General features: G+C 28.2%; 16 protein-coding genes and 3 tRNA genes. 9 read left to right on the forward strand and 10 right to left on the reverse strand.

Features of this window, described 5'->3' with window-relative positions:
• The first annotated feature begins 11 nt into the window (after positions 1-11).
• A complete protein-coding gene (locus tag BG_RS04790; protein ID WP_011193920.1) occupies positions 12-164 on the forward strand; it encodes a hypothetical protein in 153 nt (50 codons plus the stop codon).
• Positions 165-225: 61 nt separating this feature from the next.
• Here the strand turns inward: BG_RS04790 and rpsD are convergent, their stop codons facing one another.
• The 3 genes from rpsD to BG_RS03080 form a co-directional block, all read right to left on the reverse strand.
• The gene (gene rpsD / locus BG_RS03070) at positions 226-852 is read right to left on the reverse strand and encodes a 30S ribosomal protein S4 (RefSeq protein WP_011193922.1); all 627 of its coding nucleotides are present in this window, start codon (positions 850-852) and stop codon (positions 226-228) included.
• A gap of 28 nt (positions 853-880) precedes the next feature.
• Positions 881-953, reverse strand: a tRNA-Met gene (locus BG_RS03075).
• Positions 954-1,028: 75 nt separating this feature from the next.
• A complete protein-coding gene (locus tag BG_RS03080) occupies positions 1,029-2,390 on the reverse strand; it encodes a cation diffusion facilitator family transporter (protein WP_011193923.1) in 1,362 nt (453 codons plus the stop codon).
• Positions 2,391-2,510: 120 nt separating this feature from the next.
• Here BG_RS03080 and BG_RS03085 point away from each other — a divergent pair, with 120 nt between their 5' ends.
• Positions 2,511-2,879, forward strand: a complete 369-nt coding sequence (locus BG_RS03085; protein WP_011193924.1) for a hypothetical protein — start codon at positions 2,511-2,513, stop codon at positions 2,877-2,879.
• 22 nt (positions 2,880-2,901) lie between these two features.
• Here the strand turns inward: BG_RS03085 and cdd are convergent, their stop codons facing one another.
• Entirely contained in the window at positions 2,902-3,342 is a 441-nt protein-coding gene (cdd, locus tag BG_RS03090; RefSeq protein ID WP_011193925.1) for a cytidine deaminase, read from the reverse strand.
• Between the two features lie 120 nt (positions 3,343-3,462).
• On the opposite strand from cdd, the gene BG_RS03095 reads away from it, so the two are divergent.
• Positions 3,463-4,425 carry a DHH family phosphoesterase gene (locus BG_RS03095; RefSeq protein WP_011193926.1) on the forward strand — a complete coding sequence of 321 codons (963 nt, stop codon included), beginning with the start codon at positions 3,463-3,465 and terminating at the stop codon, positions 4,423-4,425.
• Here BG_RS03095 and BG_RS03100 read toward each other — a convergent pair.
• Positions 4,403-5,998 carry a glycoside hydrolase family 3 N-terminal domain-containing protein gene (locus BG_RS03100; RefSeq protein ID WP_011193927.1) on the reverse strand — a complete coding sequence of 532 codons (1,596 nt, stop codon included), beginning with the start codon at positions 5,996-5,998 and terminating at the stop codon, positions 4,403-4,405. The two genes, BG_RS03095 and BG_RS03100, sit on opposite strands and share 23 nt — an antisense overlap.
• Before the next feature lie 211 nt (positions 5,999-6,209).
• Here BG_RS03100 and BG_RS03105 point away from each other — a divergent pair.
• Positions 6,210-6,283: transfer RNA gene (locus tag BG_RS03105), tRNA-Met, on the forward strand.
• A gap of 13 nt (positions 6,284-6,296) precedes the next feature.
• Positions 6,297-6,851 carry a DJ-1 family glyoxalase III gene (locus tag BG_RS03110; RefSeq protein WP_011193928.1) on the forward strand — a complete coding sequence of 185 codons (555 nt, stop codon included), beginning with the start codon at positions 6,297-6,299 and terminating at the stop codon, positions 6,849-6,851.
• A gap of 54 nt (positions 6,852-6,905) precedes the next feature.
• Here BG_RS03110 and BG_RS03115 read toward each other — a convergent pair whose 3' ends face one another.
• Entirely contained in the window at positions 6,906-8,123 is a 1,218-nt protein-coding gene (locus BG_RS03115) for an acetate kinase (RefSeq protein ID WP_011193929.1), read from the reverse strand.
• Between the two features lie 24 nt (positions 8,124-8,147).
• The gene (gene mfd / locus BG_RS03120) at positions 8,148-11,522 is read right to left on the reverse strand and encodes a transcription-repair coupling factor (protein ID WP_011193930.1); all 3,375 of its coding nucleotides are present in this window, start codon (positions 11,520-11,522) and stop codon (positions 8,148-8,150) included.
• A 96-nt stretch (positions 11,523-11,618) separates the two neighbouring features.
• Between mfd and BG_RS03125 the strand changes: the two genes are divergently transcribed.
• From BG_RS03125 to BG_RS03135, 3 genes are all read left to right on the forward strand, one after another.
• Positions 11,619-12,581, forward strand: a complete 963-nt coding sequence (locus tag BG_RS03125; RefSeq protein ID WP_011193931.1) for a hypothetical protein — start codon at positions 11,619-11,621, stop codon at positions 12,579-12,581.
• Complete coding sequence (locus BG_RS03130) at positions 12,541-14,637, forward strand: LysM peptidoglycan-binding domain-containing protein (RefSeq protein ID WP_044007918.1); 2,097 nt, start codon at positions 12,541-12,543, stop codon at positions 14,635-14,637. Before BG_RS03125 ends, BG_RS03130 begins: the two co-directional genes overlap by 41 nt.
• Before the next feature lie 42 nt (positions 14,638-14,679).
• Positions 14,680-14,751 (forward strand) — tRNA-Asn (locus BG_RS03135).
• Here the strand turns inward: BG_RS03135 and rnmV are convergent.
• Both rnmV and BG_RS03145 read right to left on the reverse strand, forming a co-directional pair.
• Positions 14,720-15,268 (reverse strand): ribonuclease M5, encoded by a 549-nt coding sequence (gene rnmV / locus BG_RS04745; RefSeq protein ID WP_011193933.1) that lies wholly within the window; start codon positions 15,266-15,268, stop codon positions 14,720-14,722. The genes BG_RS03135 and rnmV overlap by 32 nt on opposite strands.
• Before the next feature lie 2 nt (positions 15,269-15,270).
• On the reverse strand, positions 15,271-16,542 hold the full coding sequence (locus BG_RS03145; RefSeq protein WP_011193934.1) for a M18 family aminopeptidase: 1,272 nt from the start codon (positions 16,540-16,542) through the stop codon (positions 15,271-15,273).
• An 83-nt stretch (positions 16,543-16,625) separates the two neighbouring features.
• Between BG_RS03145 and BG_RS03150 the strand changes: the two genes are divergently transcribed.
• Positions 16,626-17,354, forward strand: coding sequence for a hypothetical protein (locus tag BG_RS03150; RefSeq protein WP_011193935.1), 729 nt, complete (start codon positions 16,626-16,628; stop codon positions 17,352-17,354).
• 27 nt (positions 17,355-17,381) lie between these two features.
• On the opposite strand, the gene BG_RS03155 is transcribed toward BG_RS03150, so the two are convergent.
• Entirely contained in the window at positions 17,382-19,247 is a 1,866-nt protein-coding gene (locus BG_RS03155; protein WP_011193936.1) for a fructose-specific PTS transporter subunit EIIC, read from the reverse strand.
• Positions 19,248-19,300: the final 53 nt, after the last annotated feature.

The following is a 19,300-nucleotide window of genomic DNA, read 5'->3' on the forward strand; positions in this document are numbered from 1 at the left end:
GGAGTAGATATATGAAAGATGGAGTTAGAAGGCCCACAAGCAGTAGGACGTCTTTTAGTGTTCAGCCTTATGCTAAAAGCTTGAGAAAGAATAATGGTTTTTCTTGTTTTGCTAAAAATAATTTGGGAAAAAATTTTTCAAAGGGTAAGAAAAAGGGTAAATAAAAAAGCGGCTTTAATTAGCCACTTTTTGTTTCTTTAATAATACAGAAATAAAAAAGATATGTTATGCTCTCTTAGAATAATACTCTACAACCATTTGCTCATTAGCAAGTGTTGGTATCTCATCTCTTGATGGAGCATGCTTGACTTTTATGTTTAAATCATCAGCATTTACTTCTATCCAAGTTGGTAAATTTCTAAGAGACGAAGTTTTTTCTATATTTGATCTTATTAGTTTTTTTAGACTGTCTTTTTCTTTTATTTGAATTTGATCATTTGCTCTTAGTATTATTGAAGGGATTGTGACTCTTCTTCCATTTAATATAATAATGCCGTGAGAAACTATTTGTCTTGCGTGTGCTCTTGAGATGGCAAATCCAGCTCTATATACAATATTGTCAATTCTTCTCTCAAGTATTGAGAGCAAATTGTCCCCAGTAACACCATGATGTTTTTTAGCTTCTTTAAAAGTATTGGTTAACTGTCTTTCACTTACACCATAAGTAAACTTTATCTTTTGTTTTTCTATTAATTGTTTTCCATACTCTGTGATTTTAGCTTTTCTGGCTTTTCCATGCATTCCAGGAGGATGTGGCTTTTTTTTAAGGATTTTGTCATATTTTGGCTGCTCAAAAATGTTAATACCGAATCTCCTTACCAGCTTACCTTTAGCTATTTGTTTTCTATTCATCAATTCCTCACATATTAAAAATAAAGCATAGCAGGGATAGGACTCGAACCTATGACCTTCGGGTTATGAGCCCGACGAGCTACCAACTGCTCTACCCTGCGTCTTACAGTTTAAAATGTTAGCATAACTTTATTATAAGTGTCAATTATTTGTTTATTATTAATTAAATAATTAAATTAGACTAAGAAATATATATCATTTATTTCTTTATATTCTTGTTTTATTATTTTCCTAATATTTTGTGTTTTATTTATAAAACTTTGAAATTCATTTTCTGAATTTAAATTTATTTTAATATAAAGCACAAGCTTGTTACCTTGATTATGAAAATTGAGTGTTTTAAAGTTTATATTTAAATTTTTTAATGTGTCTTTTACGCTTCTTTTAAGATCTATATTTTGCTTTGAGAGTAAATTGTTTGCGTTATTTATTATTACGTTAAGGCCCTCTTTTATTATAATAAAACCAATAAATATAGACATAATTTTATCAAATCCACTCCACATGTAAGTTGCAAGTAGCAAGCTTAGTGTAATCCCACCATGTGAGAATATACAGTTTTTATCAGCTGAAGCTAATGCTAAGAGAAGTTGATTGTTGTATCTTTTTCCTATTTGGAATTTTGTTAAATATTCTATTATTTTCACTATAAAAAAAATGAAGGGGGTTATTGGTATCCATAAGCTTTTTTTAAGAGATTTATTTGAAAATATTTCTAGTATATTTTTTTTGTCTTCTTCGCTATGGTTGTGATCATGGTCGTGATCATGGTCATGGCCATGTAAGTGGTCGTGGTCATGTTCATATATATTATCATTTTTATTTTTGTTTTGGTGTATGTGAAGATTAAATCCAGATTCTCCCCCAAGGGTGATAAATTTATTTAATCCAGTTGTATTTAAAAATAGTGTAAATCCTGCCATAAGTATTATTATTCCCATGATAAAAGCTATTAAGCTTTCCATTAGTTTATGTCCATGAGGATAATGGATGGTTTCAGGTTTGCTTGTAATTTTTAAACTAAAATAAGTTATTGTAGATAAAACAAAGTCGGCCATGACGTGGAAAGCATCAGCAATAAGTGCAAATGAGTTAAATAGTATTCCAACAGCAAGCTTAGAAGATATTGATGCTACTTCTGTAAATATAGAGATTATTCCTATTCCCATTACAAATTTATCTTCTTCTATTTCAGAGTCCAATTCTTTTTTATATTGAAAATCTATATTTTCAAATCCTAAGCTTAAAAGCTCTTCTTGTATTTCAGTAATTTTGCATGAAATTGGTTTAAATTTATTTTTTTTGCCATAGTAAATTAAATTACTAATCATTATTCTTTCTATGCCTTCTGATTTAAAATCATCACTAATATAAAAATGAATTATTTCAATTTGATCAGCTTTTGTTTTTGCTTTAAGATTTGCAATTATTTTTGAATTATTTTCAATATAAACGATACAGATATCTTCTTTTTTTAAAGGATCCAGTTTTAAATAAGTAAATTTATGAAGGTTTTTTAGGCTTATTACCTTGACCATAATTGTAACATTCTCCTAGTTATTGCATAATTTTATTAATGTAGCATTAATACTACATTTTATCATTTATTAAATTCAAGCTCAATCTTGGCCTTTTAAGACAAAAGTGAGGAATATTTTATGCAGCAAGCGGATTTTTTTGTGAAAAAATGTAAAAAAAATATTTTACATAATAATGATTTGCACAGTTTAATTGAGAATATTAAAAATATTTTTTATGAGATTTTAAAAGATTTTGACAGAAAGTCATTAGAGGATATATTTAGTTATTATTATGAAACTTATGATCTTAATAATAGTTTATACAGCTTTGTAGAAAAATTTGTTCCAATTATTAATTTTTTATTATCCGAGGATTTGGAATATAATTTTAATTCTGATGAGAAAAAACTTATTTTAAATGTGTTTGATTTATCTGCCAATACTCTTGAAAGTGACAAATTAAATAGACTTGCAAGTGCTTTAGTTTTTCTAAAAATATTAGATTGATTTAATTTTTGTGCGAAAGTTGCTATTGTGTTACTCTGTGTAGCTCTTTTTTATCAAAAGGAACTTTAAGTAAATCTTTTAATGTATAAATTTTTGTTGGCATTTTGTTTTCATTAAAAGATTTAGATTCTGTTATTATTATTTTTGTATCTTGATCAAAAAATTCTGCCATTACTTGTAGGCATATAGCACATGGAATAGCTTCAGGGCTTGTATTAAGTAATAAGAAATCTATTGTTTGTACACCAATTTTTGCAATCATATTTGAAATCGCACTTCTTTCTGCGCAACAAGTTGCTCCAAAGCTTGCATTCTCAACATTTGTTCCAATAAAAAATTCGTTTGTTTTAGTCTTAATGCAAACACCTACTTTGAATTTTGAATATGGAGAATATGAATTGTTTCTTGCTTTTTCTGCCATATAAAATGCTTTATTAATATCTTCTTGTTTTGGCTTTTCCACTATTTCCTCTTATCTTTTATATTTTATTAGCTCTTGTGGCTTATTTTATTGAAATATTGTAATATAGTCAATGTAAAATAAGTTAAAAACTTGTTTTACGGAAGGTTTGCGGACTTTATTATGAGAGATGTTATTAATTTTATTAAAAAGTATAATAATTTTATTATTATTGGACACAAAGATCCTGATTTTGATTGCATAGGTTCGTCTTTGGCCTTATCATCTTTTCTCTCAAGAATTGGTAAAAATTCTGTTTTGTTAAATGAAGGTCCTTTTGTTAGAAAGGAAATAATTCCTTTTAAGGATAAATTTTTATCTGAATGGCCTAATATTGAGCTTTCAGATTATTCAGTTATTATTTTGGACTGTTCAATTTTAGATAGGATAGGCGATGAATTTATATTTTATGTAAAGGATATGCCTATTTTAGTAATCGATCATCATATGTCTGGTGAAAAATTAAAATGGGAAAAGTATATTGATCCTTTTGCACCCTCTACTACTTTTTTAATTGAAAAATTGATCCGAGAGTTTGGATATGATCTTACAAGAGAAGAAGCTTGGTATATTTTAGTAGGATTTTGTACCGATACTGGTTTTTTTAAATTTATTTCAAGAAGTGATCCAGAGCCTTTCGAAATGATTGCGAGACTAGTTTCAAAAGGAATAAGCCTTAAAGAAGTTCACAGCTATATAGAAACAACCAAAAGCCTAAAATCAATAGAAACTCTCAAGTTAATGTTAAACAGCCTTGAATCTTATTGGAATGGAAAGGTTTTGTTTACATTTTTATCTTCTTCTAGTTTTAATAAAGATGGTAGTGTTAGTGGAGTTAATGAACTTTTTTATATGATTTTAAGCAATGTTGAGAATAATGAAATTTTAGGCATTTTAAAGGAAATGGATGATGGTTCGATTATAGTTGGGCTAAGGTCCAAAGATTCTTTTAATGTTGGAAAATTAGCAGAAGATTTTGGGGGCGGGGGGCATAAAAATGCTAGTGGGTTTAGAATTAAACAAAGTTCTCTGGAGATCGTAAAAAATCGAATGCTAGCATATATTAAGGATAATATTTATTTGTAATATTGCTTAAAGGGATATTTCCTTTTGGACCAAAATCCTTAGTGAGTGTTAAAAGTCCAGATTTAAATGCCAGAGGTGTTGTTCCATAAATGATTACTATGTTTTTTATCCAATTTAATTTTTTAATATGTTGAGGTGTAAGAGATACAATTACACTTATTTTATCTTTATATTCTTTCAAATTTTCTAAGTATTTTAAGCTTCCGGGTGTTGATAAATTAAAGATTACTTGATCAAATTTTTTAATTAATTTTTTAATTTCGTCGAGTTTTTGGGGATTAATCCCATTTAAGGGATAATAGTTATAATAATAAGCATATGTATTTTGAAATATTTTTTGGCCTTCTATAATCATTTTGTAATAAGGAGATATTATAAGGGTTTTTTTAGTTTTAGATATTTCTTTTTCTATTCTTACTTTTGTAATACCTCTTAATGTGCTTTGTTCGAAAAATTTTTCACCTTTTTTTGAATATATTTTCTCATTTTTATTGAAATTAGGATAAAGATCAGATTGATTTTTATTTTCTTTTAAGTATTCCAATTTTATTCTTAATATTCTTTTATTAGATTCAATAATATTGTTTTTTATTTCGGAATCTTTTTTCATTAAGCCTAATAACATATTGTAAGCATTTTTTTGTATATTTTCATTTAAAGATATTAAAAAAATGTCACTTTTGGTTCTAACTATTCTTTCGATTGTATTATAAATACTCTCATTATTGTATTTTACTGCATTCATTAATAGGTCATCAGTAATTATTATATTATTATATTTTAATTTTTTTCTTAGTATATCTTTAATTATTTTTGTTGAGGATGATGCAGGAATATTTTCTCCATTTGTAAGCTTTGGATATGCTATATGGCCTGTCATTATTACAGGGATGTTTTCTTGGATTAATATTTTATATGGCAAAAGTTCATTTGAATTTATTTCTAGTAAATTAGAATTTATTATTGGAATACTTATATGGGAGTCAAGAGTAGTATTACCGTGTCCTGGGAAATGCTTTGCAGTAGAAATTATTCCCCCTTGCTTTTGTCCTTTGTAAAAGGCCAGGGAAAAAAGTGATACTATTTTAGGGTTATCTGAATATGTTCTTGGCCCTATTGTGAAATTATTTTCGTCACTATATATATCTACTATGGGTGCAAAATTTAAATTTATTCCAAGCTGACTTAGCTCTTGTGCTATATAATATCCTGTGTTGTAAGAATCTTTTGGAGATAGAGATGCTGCAATTCCAAGATTACCAATTGTTTCTGATGTATTTAATTTTATGTGCTGTGCCAACCCTCCTTCTTGATCTGTTGCTACAAATAAAGGAATTTTAAATTTATTATTTTGAGATGTTTTTTGAGCTTTATTAATACTTTCTGTTAAGTTTTTTAAATTTTTTGCGTTCCATCCAAAAATTTTAATTCCACCAAGGTTTTTTTTACTTATAAAATCAAGAACAAAATTTGTTATTGATTGATTTGGATAACTTATCATAAACATTTGTCCTAATAGCTCATGGTCTTGCATTTTGTTTACCATTTCGTTTATTAGTTTTTCTCTTTCCATCGTATCCCAAAAATCAATTGAGAAGCAGTTATTAGCTATAAAAAGTACAATAAGATAAAAATTTCTTTTCATTTAACCATACAAATAATAAATGCCAATATTAGTGTCTATGTTTATTAGCAAATCATTTTGTATTATACTTTATAATAATGCTTTTGAATAATAACATTGACAAAGCATTGCTTAATTTATACACTTAATAAAAGTTTAAGCTGATGTAGCTCAGTTGGTTAGAGCACTCGGCTCATATCCGAGTTGTCGTGGGTTCAAGTCCCTCCATCAGCATTAGGGGTTTTAAATGGTAGTGGGAATTATTCTTGCAAATGGCTTTGAAGATATTGAGGCTATAATCCCGATTGATATTTTAAGACGGGGCAATGTTAATATTCAAGTTATCAGCTTAAATGATAACAATGTTGTTACAAGTTCAAAAGGTGTTTCTTTTTTAACAGACGATGTAATATTAAACTGTAAGGAGAATTATTTTGATTTAATAATTCTTCCGGGAGGCATGCCTGGAGCCACTAATCTTTTTAATTCAAAAGAATTAGATTTGATTTTAAAAGATATGAACTCTAGAGGTAAATTTATTGCAGCTATTTGCGCTTCTCCAGCAGTAGTGCTTGCTGCTAAAGGTCTTTTAGGATCTAATAAGTTTACATGTTATCCGGGTTTGGAGAAAAGTGTGCTTGATGGTGAGTTTGTAGATAAAAATGTTGTTATTAGCAATAATTTTATTACTTCCAAAGGAGTTGGAACTTCATTTGAATTTGCTTTTACTCTTCTTGAAATGGTAAAGGGAAGACAAATAATGGAAAATGTTAAAAAAGCAACCTTGCTTTGTGATAGTTAAACATAAAATTATTTGAAATAATTATGCTAAATAAATCAAATTTAGGTTTTAAAATTATAAATTTTTTGGAATCAAATTATAAATGTCTTCAAGAATGGTTGATTCTTCGTTTGTTGGTATTGCTAGTATTTTTACTTTGCTCTTAATGGTTGATATTTCGGATTCTAAATTTTTGTTTTGAGCCATTTTATTTTTTTCAAGGTCTAGCTCTATTCCAATTTTTTCAAACCCTTTTAGTGCAAGCTCCCTTACTTCATAATCAACAACACCAATTCCACCTGTAAAAACTATTGCATCAACATTAAAATCAAGAATGGCAATGTAAGATCCAATATATTTTTTTACTCTATATGTCATTATTTCTACTGCAAGTTTTGATTGATATTCTCCTTCTTCGATTTTGTTCCAAATATCTCTCATGTCATTTGATTTTTCAGAAATTCCTAGTATGCCGCTTTCTTTATTTAATATTTCTTCAATTTGTTTAGTGTTTTTATTTAATATAGTGCTCATCAAATTAATAATTGATGGGTCTATATCCCCACTTCTTGTTCCCATTACAAGGCCTTCAAGTGGAGTAATTCCCATGCTTGTGTCATAAGATTTTCCATCTTTAACAGCATTAATGCTTGCTCCATTTCCAAGATGTAATATTATTAAATTTAGATTATCTATTTTTTTATTTAAAATTTCTGAGGATCTTTTTGTTACGTAAGAATAAGAGAGACCATGAAAGCCATATTTTCTAATATTGTGTTCTTTGTACCAAGAATATGGGGTTGCATAAAGAAAAGCGTGTTTTTTTATAGTTTGATGCCATGATGTATCGAAGCATAAAACTTGTTTTGCGTGTGGTAAAATTTTAAGTACTGTTTCTATTGCGGCGATTGCACTTGGGTTGTGAAGTGGAGCAAGTTTGGAACTTTGTTTTAATTTATCTAAATTACTGTTTTTAAGAATTACTGAATTTTTAAAGTATGATCCTCCATGTACAACGCGATGTCCTATTATTTTAATCTCACTGATATTTTTAAGGATTTTTGAATTACTGTTTAGCAATATTTTAAACATTTTTTCTATTGCTTTTGGGTGATTTTCAATTCCTTTCTCAAATCTTTCTGTTATTGATCCGTCAGTATTTATAATTTTTATGATTGATTTTTGCTCTTTTATTTTTTCAATAACCCCAGATATTAATTTTTTTGAATTTTCATATTGATAAATAGCAAATTTTAATGAAGAACTTCCTGTGTTTATGATTAATATTTTCATTTTCTTCCTTTTATGTTTGATAAGCTATGTGTTTGTTTCTAGTAAGTTAATATTTTTATATATGTAATTCATTTTGTCAGATTTTTCAATATTTTCAAAGCTTAAAAATATTGATTTTTGATACGATGGATTTAACATTAATAAATCAGGATACTTTTTAAGTATTTCTATTATTTTTTCCATAGGAATGCTTTCTGCATTTTTATATTCTATTTCCAAGGTTTTGTTTGTTTCTTTTAGTTTTGTTATGTTTAATTTTTTTGCTAAAATTTTAAGTTCAGCTAATATTAATAGACTATTTATTTCTTTAGGAATTGGGCCAAAGTTGTCGTGGATTTCTGATCTTATCTTTTTACTTTCTTCCTCAGTTTGAATTTCAAAGATTTTTTTGTAGATTAGTATTTTATCCTTTTCATTTTTTGCATAATTGTCAGGAATAAATCCACTATGGTTAATTTCAATATCAACTTCTTCTTCTGATGAGACTTTTCCCATTTTCTTTTCAATTGCTTTGTTTAGCATTGTTAGATAGCAATCCAACCCAATCGACTCAATTTCTCCATGTTGTTCTCTGCCAAGCAAATTTCCAACACCCCTTATTTCCATATCTTTCATTGCTATTTTAAATCCTGCTCCTAGATCTGAAAATTCGGTTATTGCTCTTAGTCTTTCAATAGAGCGTTCATTTAGCTTCTCGCTATCTTGGTACAAAAAATAAGCATAAGCTTTCTTGGATCCCCTTCCAACCCTTCCTTTTAGTTGATATAGCTGTGCAAGTCCAAACTTGTTTGCATTATTAATTATTATTGTATTTGCATTTGGAATGTCTATTCCATTTTCAATTATTGTTGTTGCCAATAAAATTTGATACGCTTTTTTAATAAAATTGTGCATTATGTTTTCAATCTCGTCTCCTGTGAGTTTTCCATGAATAATTGCAATTCTTGCATAAGGAGTTAATTTTTCAATTAGCGTTTTCAAATAATGCAGTTCTTCAATATTATGATTTACTAAAAAAACTTGACCATCTCGAGATAGTTCACTTTCAATCGCATGTTTTATTAAAAGTTCACTAAACGATTCTAAATAAGCTTCTATTTTTACTCTGTTTTTAGGCGGAATTTTTAAAACAGAAATATCTCTGAGCTTAATTAGTGACATGTGAAGAGATCTGGGAATTGGCGTTGCAGAAAGAGTAAGACAATCAACCGAAATTCTTATTTCTTTAAGTTTTTCTTTTTCCTTTACGCCAAATCTTTGCTCTTCATCAATTATTATTAATCCTAAATTTTTGCAAGTGAATTTTTTTGAAAGAATTTTGTGTGTTCCTATTATTATATCGATTTCCCCGCTTTTCAATTCTTTTAAAATCCGTTTTTCTGAGTTATTTTTTATAAATCTGCTTAATACCTCGATTTTGACTGGAAAATTTTTGAATCTTTTTTTGAATGTATTAAAATGCTGTTCTGCTAAGATGGTTGTTGGTGAGAGTACAATAACCTGTTTGTTTCCCATTACAGCTTTAAATGCAGCTCTCATTGCTACTTCAGTTTTTCCAAATCCAACATCTCCACAAAGAAGGCGATCCATCACTTTGAAACTCATCATGTCTTCTTTAATTTCTTTTATTGCCGTTATTTGATCTGGAGTTTCATCGTATGGAAATTCAGATTCAAATAATAATTGTAATTCATTATCTTCTGGGTATTTAATACCTTTAATACTTTCTCTTTTTGAGTAAAGTTCTATTAATTTGTCTGCAATCTCGTCGATTCTTTTTTTTGCGTTTGCTTTATTTTTTATCCATGTTTTAGAACTAATTTTATCTAATTTAATATTTTTAGGATTACTCCCAATATATTTTTGGATTAAATTTGTTTGTTCAATTGGAATAAATAGTTTTTCTCCTTCAGCATATTCAATCTCAATATAATCCTTTTCAAGAGAGCTTGTTTTTATTCTCTTTATTTGTCTAAATATACCAATTCCATGGTTTATGTGAACTATATGACTATTTTTCTCGATCTCAATAAAAGAGTCAATAGCTTTTGTTTTTGAAGATTCAAAGGCTTTGTTTATTTTTTGTCCTGTATTAAAGATGTTTGATTCAAGAATAATGGCAATTTTTTCTTCTTCTATTATTAAAGAGCTGGATATTTTTAAAACTTCAATTGATACTTTTGGTAATTCTTTGAAAATATATTTGAGTTTTTCTTTTTGTGATTCAGACTCTGCTGCAATAATGATTTTAAATCCATTTTTTAGCCAATTTTTGAATTCTTCTTTTGTAAGCATAATATTTGAGAAGAAGCTTCTCTCACTTTCAATTTTAAATTCTACAATTTCTTTGGACTTAGAACTTTTAATCTTTGAAAATAAAACATCGCTTTTTAGATTAAAGGTTTTAGAATTTAAGAGAATTCTTTTTGGATCAATTGTATTTTTACTAGCCTCTTTTGCTTCTTTGTAGAGCTTTTCATATTCTTGGTGTATTTTTTCAATTTCTTTTTCAAAATTGTTAATTTCAAAGTTTACAATGGGTGTTTGTTTTTCAATCTCATCACTTAAGTAAGTATTTGCTACTAGCGGATAAAACATTTCTTCTGTTTTTGCTTCTTTTTTAAAATTCAACTCTTCAAAAATCTTGTTGTATTCAACAGATTTAATCTTTGTTTTTAAGCTGTTAATAATTTCATTTTTCCAAATAATTTCTTTTTTTGGAAGAATTTGGAATTCTAAAATTTCATTATCCTTTTTTAATTGGGTTAAAGGATTAAATTTTCTTATTTCTTCTATTTTGTCGAAGTTTAGTACAATTTTTATTGGGCTTTCTTCTCCAAAAGGGTATAGGTCTATAATTTCTCCTTTTATTGCAAATTCTCCTGGAATTGTTACTCTTAATGTTTTTTCATATCCTAATGTTATAAGAGTTTTTTCAATGTCTTTTCTATTAATCTTAGTATTTTTTTCAATTTTACATATGTTATTTAGTAATGTATTTTTATCGGGTATTTTACTTAGTAGTGATTTTAATACTGTAATATATATTCCAGGATTTTTTTTATAAAAATTGATCAAGAATTTGATTCTTTCGTTAAAGATCGTACTTTTTGAGCCAATCCCCTTATATACAAGGGGACTGAAATAGCTTAGCTCAAAGATTTGATTTGTAATTACTTTTAAATCATTTTTGATGTTATCTAATGTATGCTCGTCTTTAACTATTAATATTATTTTTCCGGTTTTGCTATATTCTTTGATTTTTTTAATTAAAAAAGCCTTGAAAAATCCTTCATATCCTGTTAGTGAAAAAAATGTATTTTGCTCTAAAAATTCTTTCATTTTTTTTAAATTGGAATTATTTTTTAATATTTTTGTTAGTTCGTCATCTATATTCATTTTTTACCTTTTTGTTTAATTTATTTAGTATAATAATATACTATAGGTATTATTACTTTCTTTATATATAATGTGGTTAGGTTTTGAGGGGAGCTTATGAAAATTAGAAAATTACTTTTTTGTGTCTTTTTTACGAATATTTCTTTTGTTTTGTTTGCGGAGGATTACAAGGACCTTGATTTTAAAATCAAGTTTTTCAATCAATCTATTTATCGTATCAATAGTAATGTTTTTATTGAAGTTTCTCTTAGCAATACATCTGACAGTGTTTTAACTTTAGAAATAGGCGATATTAATTCTTTTGGCTTTGATTTTGATGTTACTGATACCACCAATATTAAAGTTAAAAGACCTATTGAATATGTTGAAATGAGATCTAAAAATGTTGCTATTCCTGTTAGAAATATGAGTTTAAGACCTAATGAAAAGTTTTCTGCAGTTATTAATTTAAATCAATTTGTTAAGTTTAGTAAAGATGGAGTTTATTTTGTTAAGGGTGTTTTTTTCCCAGACATTTCAGATCCATCTAAGAAAAAAGAATCCAATATTATTACGCTTTTTTTAAATGATAGTTTTGATGAAAATCCAGGCAGTATAGATCTTGTTAATTTATCTGAAAATAAGGATATTCAAGATATCCTGAAAAAGAAAAAACTATCTCCTGATGAAATTGTTAAATATTTATTAAAGGCATTGCAGCTTGGAAAAAAAGAAAAATTCTTTTTATATCTTGATATTGAAGGTTTATTATTAAACGATAAAGGCAAAGCATACCTTTATAAACAAAAGTTATCATCTGCTCCTAATCAAAATGTACTTGAAGAGTATAAGGAATATTTATGGAATTCTAATAATTCAGATATTTCAAAAGCACCAAATGAATTTTCTATTATTGAGACAACTTATTCTGATACTGCGGGCAAAGTCATTGCTGATTTATATTTTGACGATGGGCATTTTTATATTTCCAAAAGATATACTTTTTTCTTCAAAAAATATGATTATTATTGGATAATTTATGACTACATTGTTCAAAATACTGGTATTAAGGAAAAGTAAAACTCTTGGTGTTTTACAAATTATAGGACTTATTATTTTATTTTATTTTTCAATAATAAGTCCTACTAATCTTAATGCTGATTTTGAGTATAAGGTTGTCAAAGGAGATACTCTTTTTTCAATTGCAATTAAATATAAAGCTAAATTAAATGATCTTAAAAGGATTAATAAACTTAATGTTGACAATATTAGGGTGGGTCAAATATTAATTATTCCAAGTGATTCTAATTTAGATCAGAACATTACTCATAAAGTCAATAATTCTTTTAATTCGTTAGAATCTGTTAAGAAAGGGGTAATTCTTTATACCACAAAAGAGAATGACACTGTTGAGAGCGTTTCAAAGCTTGTTGGAATAAGCCAAGAAGAGATAATAGCTTGGAATGATTTACGATCTAAAGACCTTAAAGTTGGAATGAAGCTTGTATTAACTGAGCCTGATTTTTTAAAGCCTTATGTAGTTAAAAAAGGCGATTCACTTTCAAAACTTGCTCAGGATTTTGATATTAGTTCTAAGGATATTTTAAAATTTAATTTTCTTAATGATGATAAATTAAAGATTGGCCAACGTCTTTTTTTAAAGAAAGCGACCGAGAGTGTTAATTTTCATTATGTTAAAAAAGGAGAAACTCTTGGTAGAATAGCTTATATCTATAGCCTTACTGCTAGGGATCTTGTAGCTCTTAATGGCAATCGAGCTGTTAATCTTAAAGCAGGCTCATTGCTAAATGTTTTAAAGATTGTAAATAATGATTTAGAAAAGCCTTTTGAGAAAGATTTAAAAATTGAGGAAAAAACAGGTAATCAGTTTATCTATCATTCAGTTGCTGTGGGGGAAACTTTATATAGCATTGCTAGGCACTATGGTGTTTTAATTGAGGATCTTAAAAATTGGAATAATTTAAGTAGTAACAATATTATGCACGATCAAAAATTGAAAATTTTTGATAAAAAACTTTTACTTGATTCTTCTATAATTAAATCTAAAAACGATTCAGATATTAAAAACAAAGTTGATTCTAGCGCTAATTCTTCTAATAAAGTTCAAACAATAGTTAATTTTCCCTCAAGCAAAAACAAAAAGCTAAATTTAAATACTTTTGGAACTACTGTCAATCAAGATCTTTTTGATATTAGTTCTTTGGTTATTTTAGACTCCAAAATACCAATATTTGAAGTTGTTGGTGATTTCTATTATTGGTATAGACCTAAAAAGATAAGTCAGCCAAGTGAGTTTTATTCAGAAGATTGGCATTCTCCTTTAAATTCTTATAAAAAGGCGACTCAACTTTTCAAAAGTTTTGAAAAGTTGGTAAATTCTAGGTTTAATAAAGGATCAAGACTTAAAGATAAGTTAATAATTCTTGATCCCGGACACGGGGGCCTTGATCCTGGAGCTATTGTTAAATCTAGAGATGGTCTTGGAAACGAAGTTTTTGTTGTTGAAGATGAATATGTTTATGATATTGCTTTAAGGCTTTATGTATACCTTAAACAAGAAGGGGCCAATGTTGAGCTTACTATTTTAGCCCCCGATCATTTAATTAGGAATAGTGTTTTTGCTAACAATACTTTTGTTAATGTTAAAAATGAGATTTACAATGATTATGACCTAAACAAAAATGATACTGTTGATTCCTGGATAAGCGGTACTCCATCGGGCCTTAAAAAAAGATTGGTCGTTGTTAAAAACATTGTTAGTAAATATAAAAATATTAAAGATAAGGATATAGCCTTTTTTAGTTTACATGCAGATAATAGTGTTGGTGCGCCTAAGAGTATGGGGTTTTATTATCAAAAAGATGACGAAAAAAAATATGATATTCATTCAAAATCTGTAGCAGAAAAAATTACAGAAGGAATGAAAAGAAGTTTTTATATTAAGGGTCAAAATCTCCATGTTTTAAGAAATAATATAGTAATGACGAAGCTTTTAATAGAAGTAAGAAATTTAGCATTTCCAGAGGAAGCTTGGTCTATTAGGTCTTCTAAGCTTAGAGATCAAGATTCCAAAATTCTTGCTAATGGGATTTTAAAAATATTAGAAAATAATTGACAAAAATTTTTAAATTTAAGATAATATTCCTAGTGTTCAATTTCCCCTATAGCTCAGTGGTAGAGCGGGTGGCTGTTAACCACTAGGTCGGAGGTTCAAGTCCTTCTGGGGGAGTTAGTTGCTTTTTTAGTTCTGTTTTTGTTATTTTGAAGTAATTAAGTCTTTCTAAGAGTTTTTTATTATTTCCATATCCCAGGCAAAGGCGCTTTTGTATTTTTTGTCTATTTTCTTTTGAATTTTCTCCTAGTATGCCAATTTCTAGTAAATCGCTTAATGTTAATAAATCTTTTTGATTATCTTTATATAAAGTACCAACTTCTTTAAGTATTTTTATTATTTCTGTTTTATTTACTGATTCAACTTCGGTATCTTTAGTATTAAGATATGCATGTTTTATTTTATTGTTTTCTCCTAGATGTTTGACTATTTTTTGTCTAATAATATTTCCAGATTTATCGCTGTCTGTTAAAATTATTATTCCTTTGTATTTTAAGGCTTTTTTTAGTAATTTAATAGTTTCGATTTTTAAAGCAAATCCTTTTGTTTCTATTACTGTGCAGTCAAAAGATTCTTTTATTTTTTTAAGATCATCTTTCCCTTCAACTACAATTATTTCTTTTATTTTTTCCAATTTTAAATTCCTTTTTCAAAGAAAGCTCTTAGTAATTTAATTGCTTCTATATGGTCAGCTATTGATACTGTTTCGCGCAGGGAGTGCATTGCCCACATCGGTGTTCCAATGTCAATAGTTTCTATTCCTGTTCTTGCATTTGAGATTGGACCAATTGTTGTGCCTGAAGGAACATTTGCTTTCATTATTATTTCTTGGATCTTAATATTATTGTTAATAGCCAAATTTTTTAATTTTGCAAATCCTGTTGAAGTTGTTGCGTATCTGAAATTGGCGCTATTTTTTACAACCACACCTTTATTTAGAGTCGCTTGATAGTTTGGATCATGTTTAAATGCATATCCTGGATGAATGCCGTGAACGCTATCAATAGATATATTAAATGATTTATTTGTTTTTATTAAATGTTCTTCTCTGGTTAAGTTAAGAGCAAGATCGATTCTTTCTAAAACTTCTGACAAAAGATTGGAATCAGCGCCTCTTGAGGTTAAAGATCCTACTTCTTCGTTGTCAAAAAATACAGCTATTTTATTTTTATTATTGCTTGTATGGATATAAGAGTTCATGATTGCATGGCATCCCGATTTGTTATCAAGATTTTTAGATGCTAAAAATTCTCCTTCAGTTCCTATTATTTTGGAAGGTTGTGATTCTGTGAATATTAGATCACAAGATAGAAAATTTTCATATTCTATTCCAAGTTGTTCTAAGATATTATCTTTTATTGTTTTTTTAGTGCTATTTATTACTGTTAAATTGTCGTGAGTATTGTATTTAAATCCTTCGTTGATTTGTCGGTTTAAATGGATTGCAAGGTTTGGAATAATTCCTATGTTTTCAATATTGATTAATTTTGAATTAATATTCTCATTTTTTTTGAAATATAGAATTCCTGCTAAGCTTAAGTCTCTGTCAAGCCAAGTGGAAATTATTGGGCTACCATAAACTTCAATATGGTTGTAGAACACGTCACCTGTTTTTTCTGTTGCATCTATTTTTAATTTTAATCCTGGACTGTCTGTATGTGCTGTTGCTATTAGAAAAGGTTCATATTTTTTTTTTACATCAATATTAAAGGCAATAAGGCTAGTTCCTTCTTTTTTTATGTAATAAGATCCTGTTTCAATTTTCCATTTTTCATCAAGTTTTAATTGTTGTGCATTAAAATAATTTATTAATTTCTCTTCAATATAATTTACTAAGTGATAAGGGGTAGGATTATTGTCTAGTAGGTTTTGAAAAAATTTTGGTTCTAGTGTTTTATCTTGCACCATAGGGGTCTCCTTTAATTTTATTGCTTTATAGCTATATATTCTATTATAATAGTTTTTAACTGTATATTAGTTAGGAGTTTGTTATGAGAAAGCGCTTTGTCAGCTTGAGTTTATTGGTTTTTATTTTTTTTGCTTGTAGTTCTAATGTCGAAATTGAGTTAAAAGATGATCTTAGCGGCATTGTTTCAATATTGGTCAATGTTAATAGAGAATTTGAAAAAATTAGAAAAGAACTCTTAACAACTTTGGTGGGGGGAGAAATTGCAAGCATGCCTCTTTTCCCTGTAGATGAAATAAAAAAATACTTTAAAGATGGGGAGGGAAAGCTTGGACTTAAGCTTTTGAGTATTAAAACCCAGGGAGATTCTATTAATTTAGTTGTTAAGTTTGATAATTTAATTAAAATTTTAGGTGATTATATGGAAAAATCTGATATGTCTGTGTTTAAGATAGAAAAAAAAGATGGTAAAAATATTATTGAACTTAATATTAATTTAGAAAATGCTACTAAGAATATTAATAAAAATAAAGAATATATTAGTGATGCACTTGCTGCTCTTTTGCCATCAGATGAGATTCCAATGTCTGCTGAAGAATATAAAGATGTTTTGGTTTATTTTTTATCGGATTTTACCTCTAAAGCAAGTGAACTTATTGACAATTCAAAACTTAATCTTATAGTTAAGACTTCTAAAAATATTCAAGAACAATTTGGATTCAAACAGATAAACTCAAAAGCACTAAAGTTTGAGATAGACATGATTAAAGGATTGAGCCTTGAAACACCAATAAAACTGAGGTTAGTTTATTGAAGAAGCTAAGAATATAAACTATTAAGTTTATATTCTTGAATTATATTCTTTTTTAAAAAATCCTATTAAAACAGCTGTTATAATTGATCCTGCTAAAATAGATATTATCCACATTAATGGGTTTGCTACTATTGGTAGAATAAATATTCCTCCATGTGGTGCTATAACTTCTACCTTGAAAAGTGCAGAAATAAATCCTCCTAAAGATGAGCCTAGTATGCATGCAGGTATTACTCTTAACGGGTCTGATGCTGCAAATGGAATTACTCCTTCTGTAATAAAGCATGCTCCCAAAAAATAACAAACTTTTCCAGATTCTCTTTCTTCTTTTGAGAACCTATTTTTAAATAAACTTGTAGCAATAGCAATCCCTATAGGGGGTATCATTCCTCCTGCCATTATGCTTGCATGAGGAATATAATTTTTTGCAGTTATCATTGCAATTCCAAATGCGTATGCAGCTTTATTTACAGGTCCTCCCATATCTATTGCCATCATTCCTCCAAGTAAAGCGCCAAGTATTGCCATATTAGTCCCGCTAAGTTGATTTAGCATATTTGTTATTGATTCATTAATAAATGATATTGGACTAAGCATTACATATATTAAAATTCCAGAAATTATAACTGATAAAAAAGGATAAGTTAATACCGGATTTATTCCTCTTAAACTGCTAGGAATGATTTTGTCAGATATTTTTTTTACAATTAGCGTAACATATCCTGAAATAAATCCTGCCAAGATGCCTCCCAGAAATCCCGCATTTCCATTACTCATCATTAATCCTGTAATCATTCCAGGTGCAAGTCCTGGTCTTTCTGCTATGCTAAATGAAATGTAGCCAGCAAGTATTGGGATCATTAAAGCAAATGCGCTTCCACCGCCGATTTGCATTAGAATATCTGCTATTTTATTGTAGCTTGGGTCGTTTATATCAAATGCTTTGATTCCAAACATAAATGATATTGCTATTATTATTCCTCCTGAGACTACAAATGGAAGCATAAATGAGACACCATTCATTAGGTGTTTATAAATTTCTGTTCTTTGGTTTTGTTTGGGTTTTTCGGCAATGGTGTTTGCGTTGCTTTTGTTGTAAATTTGTGCTTCGTTTTTAAGAATTGTTTGAATAAGCTCTTTTGCTTTATGTATGCCGTCTTTTACGCTTACTTCAATTAAAGGTTTTCCGCTAAATCTTTCTTTGTTGATAGTCTTGCCAGATGCAATAATGATTCCTTTTGCATTTTTTATTTCTTCTTCTGTTATTGGGTTTTCAGTTCCACTAGATCCATTTGTTTCTACTTTTATGTTTATGTTTAATTCTAAAGCTGCTTTTTTTAGGCTTTCTGCAGCCATATAAGTGTGAGCTATTCCCACAGGACATGCTGTTACTGCAAGAATGAAATCTTTTTTTGTATTTAAATTGTTAGATTCATTTACGTTATTATTACTCATGATTATTTCTAAAAATCTATCCCCATTATTTGTGCTCATAAGTTCATTTCTTAATATGTTTTTACTAAAAGTGTTACTTAGATATGATATAGCTTTTATGTGCGCATTACTAGGAGTTTCTTCGGGGAGAGCCATCATGAAAAACAGTTTTGAAAGTTTTTTATCAGAAGAGTTGAAATCAAATCCATTGCCATCAACTCTTAAAATAGCAATTCCGTGCTTTTTAATGAAACCACCTTTTGCATGGGGCATGGCTATGTGTTCTTCAATGCCTGTTCCGTTAATTTCTTCTCTTTTTTTAATTTCTTTTATGAATGCTTCCATGTCGTTTAAGTATCCATTTTCATTGAGCATGCTAGCCATTTTTCTAATTACATCTTCTTTACTAGTTGCATTGTAATTTAAAATAATTAAGTTTTTTGAAAATAAATTTTGCATAATAATCACCTTTATATATTATATAGTGTATATATATTTATTAAATTTTACAT

The organism is Borreliella bavariensis PBi (assembly GCF_000196215.1).
GTDB classification, from domain to species: domain Bacteria; phylum Spirochaetota; class Spirochaetia; order Borreliales; family Borreliaceae; genus Borreliella; species Borreliella garinii.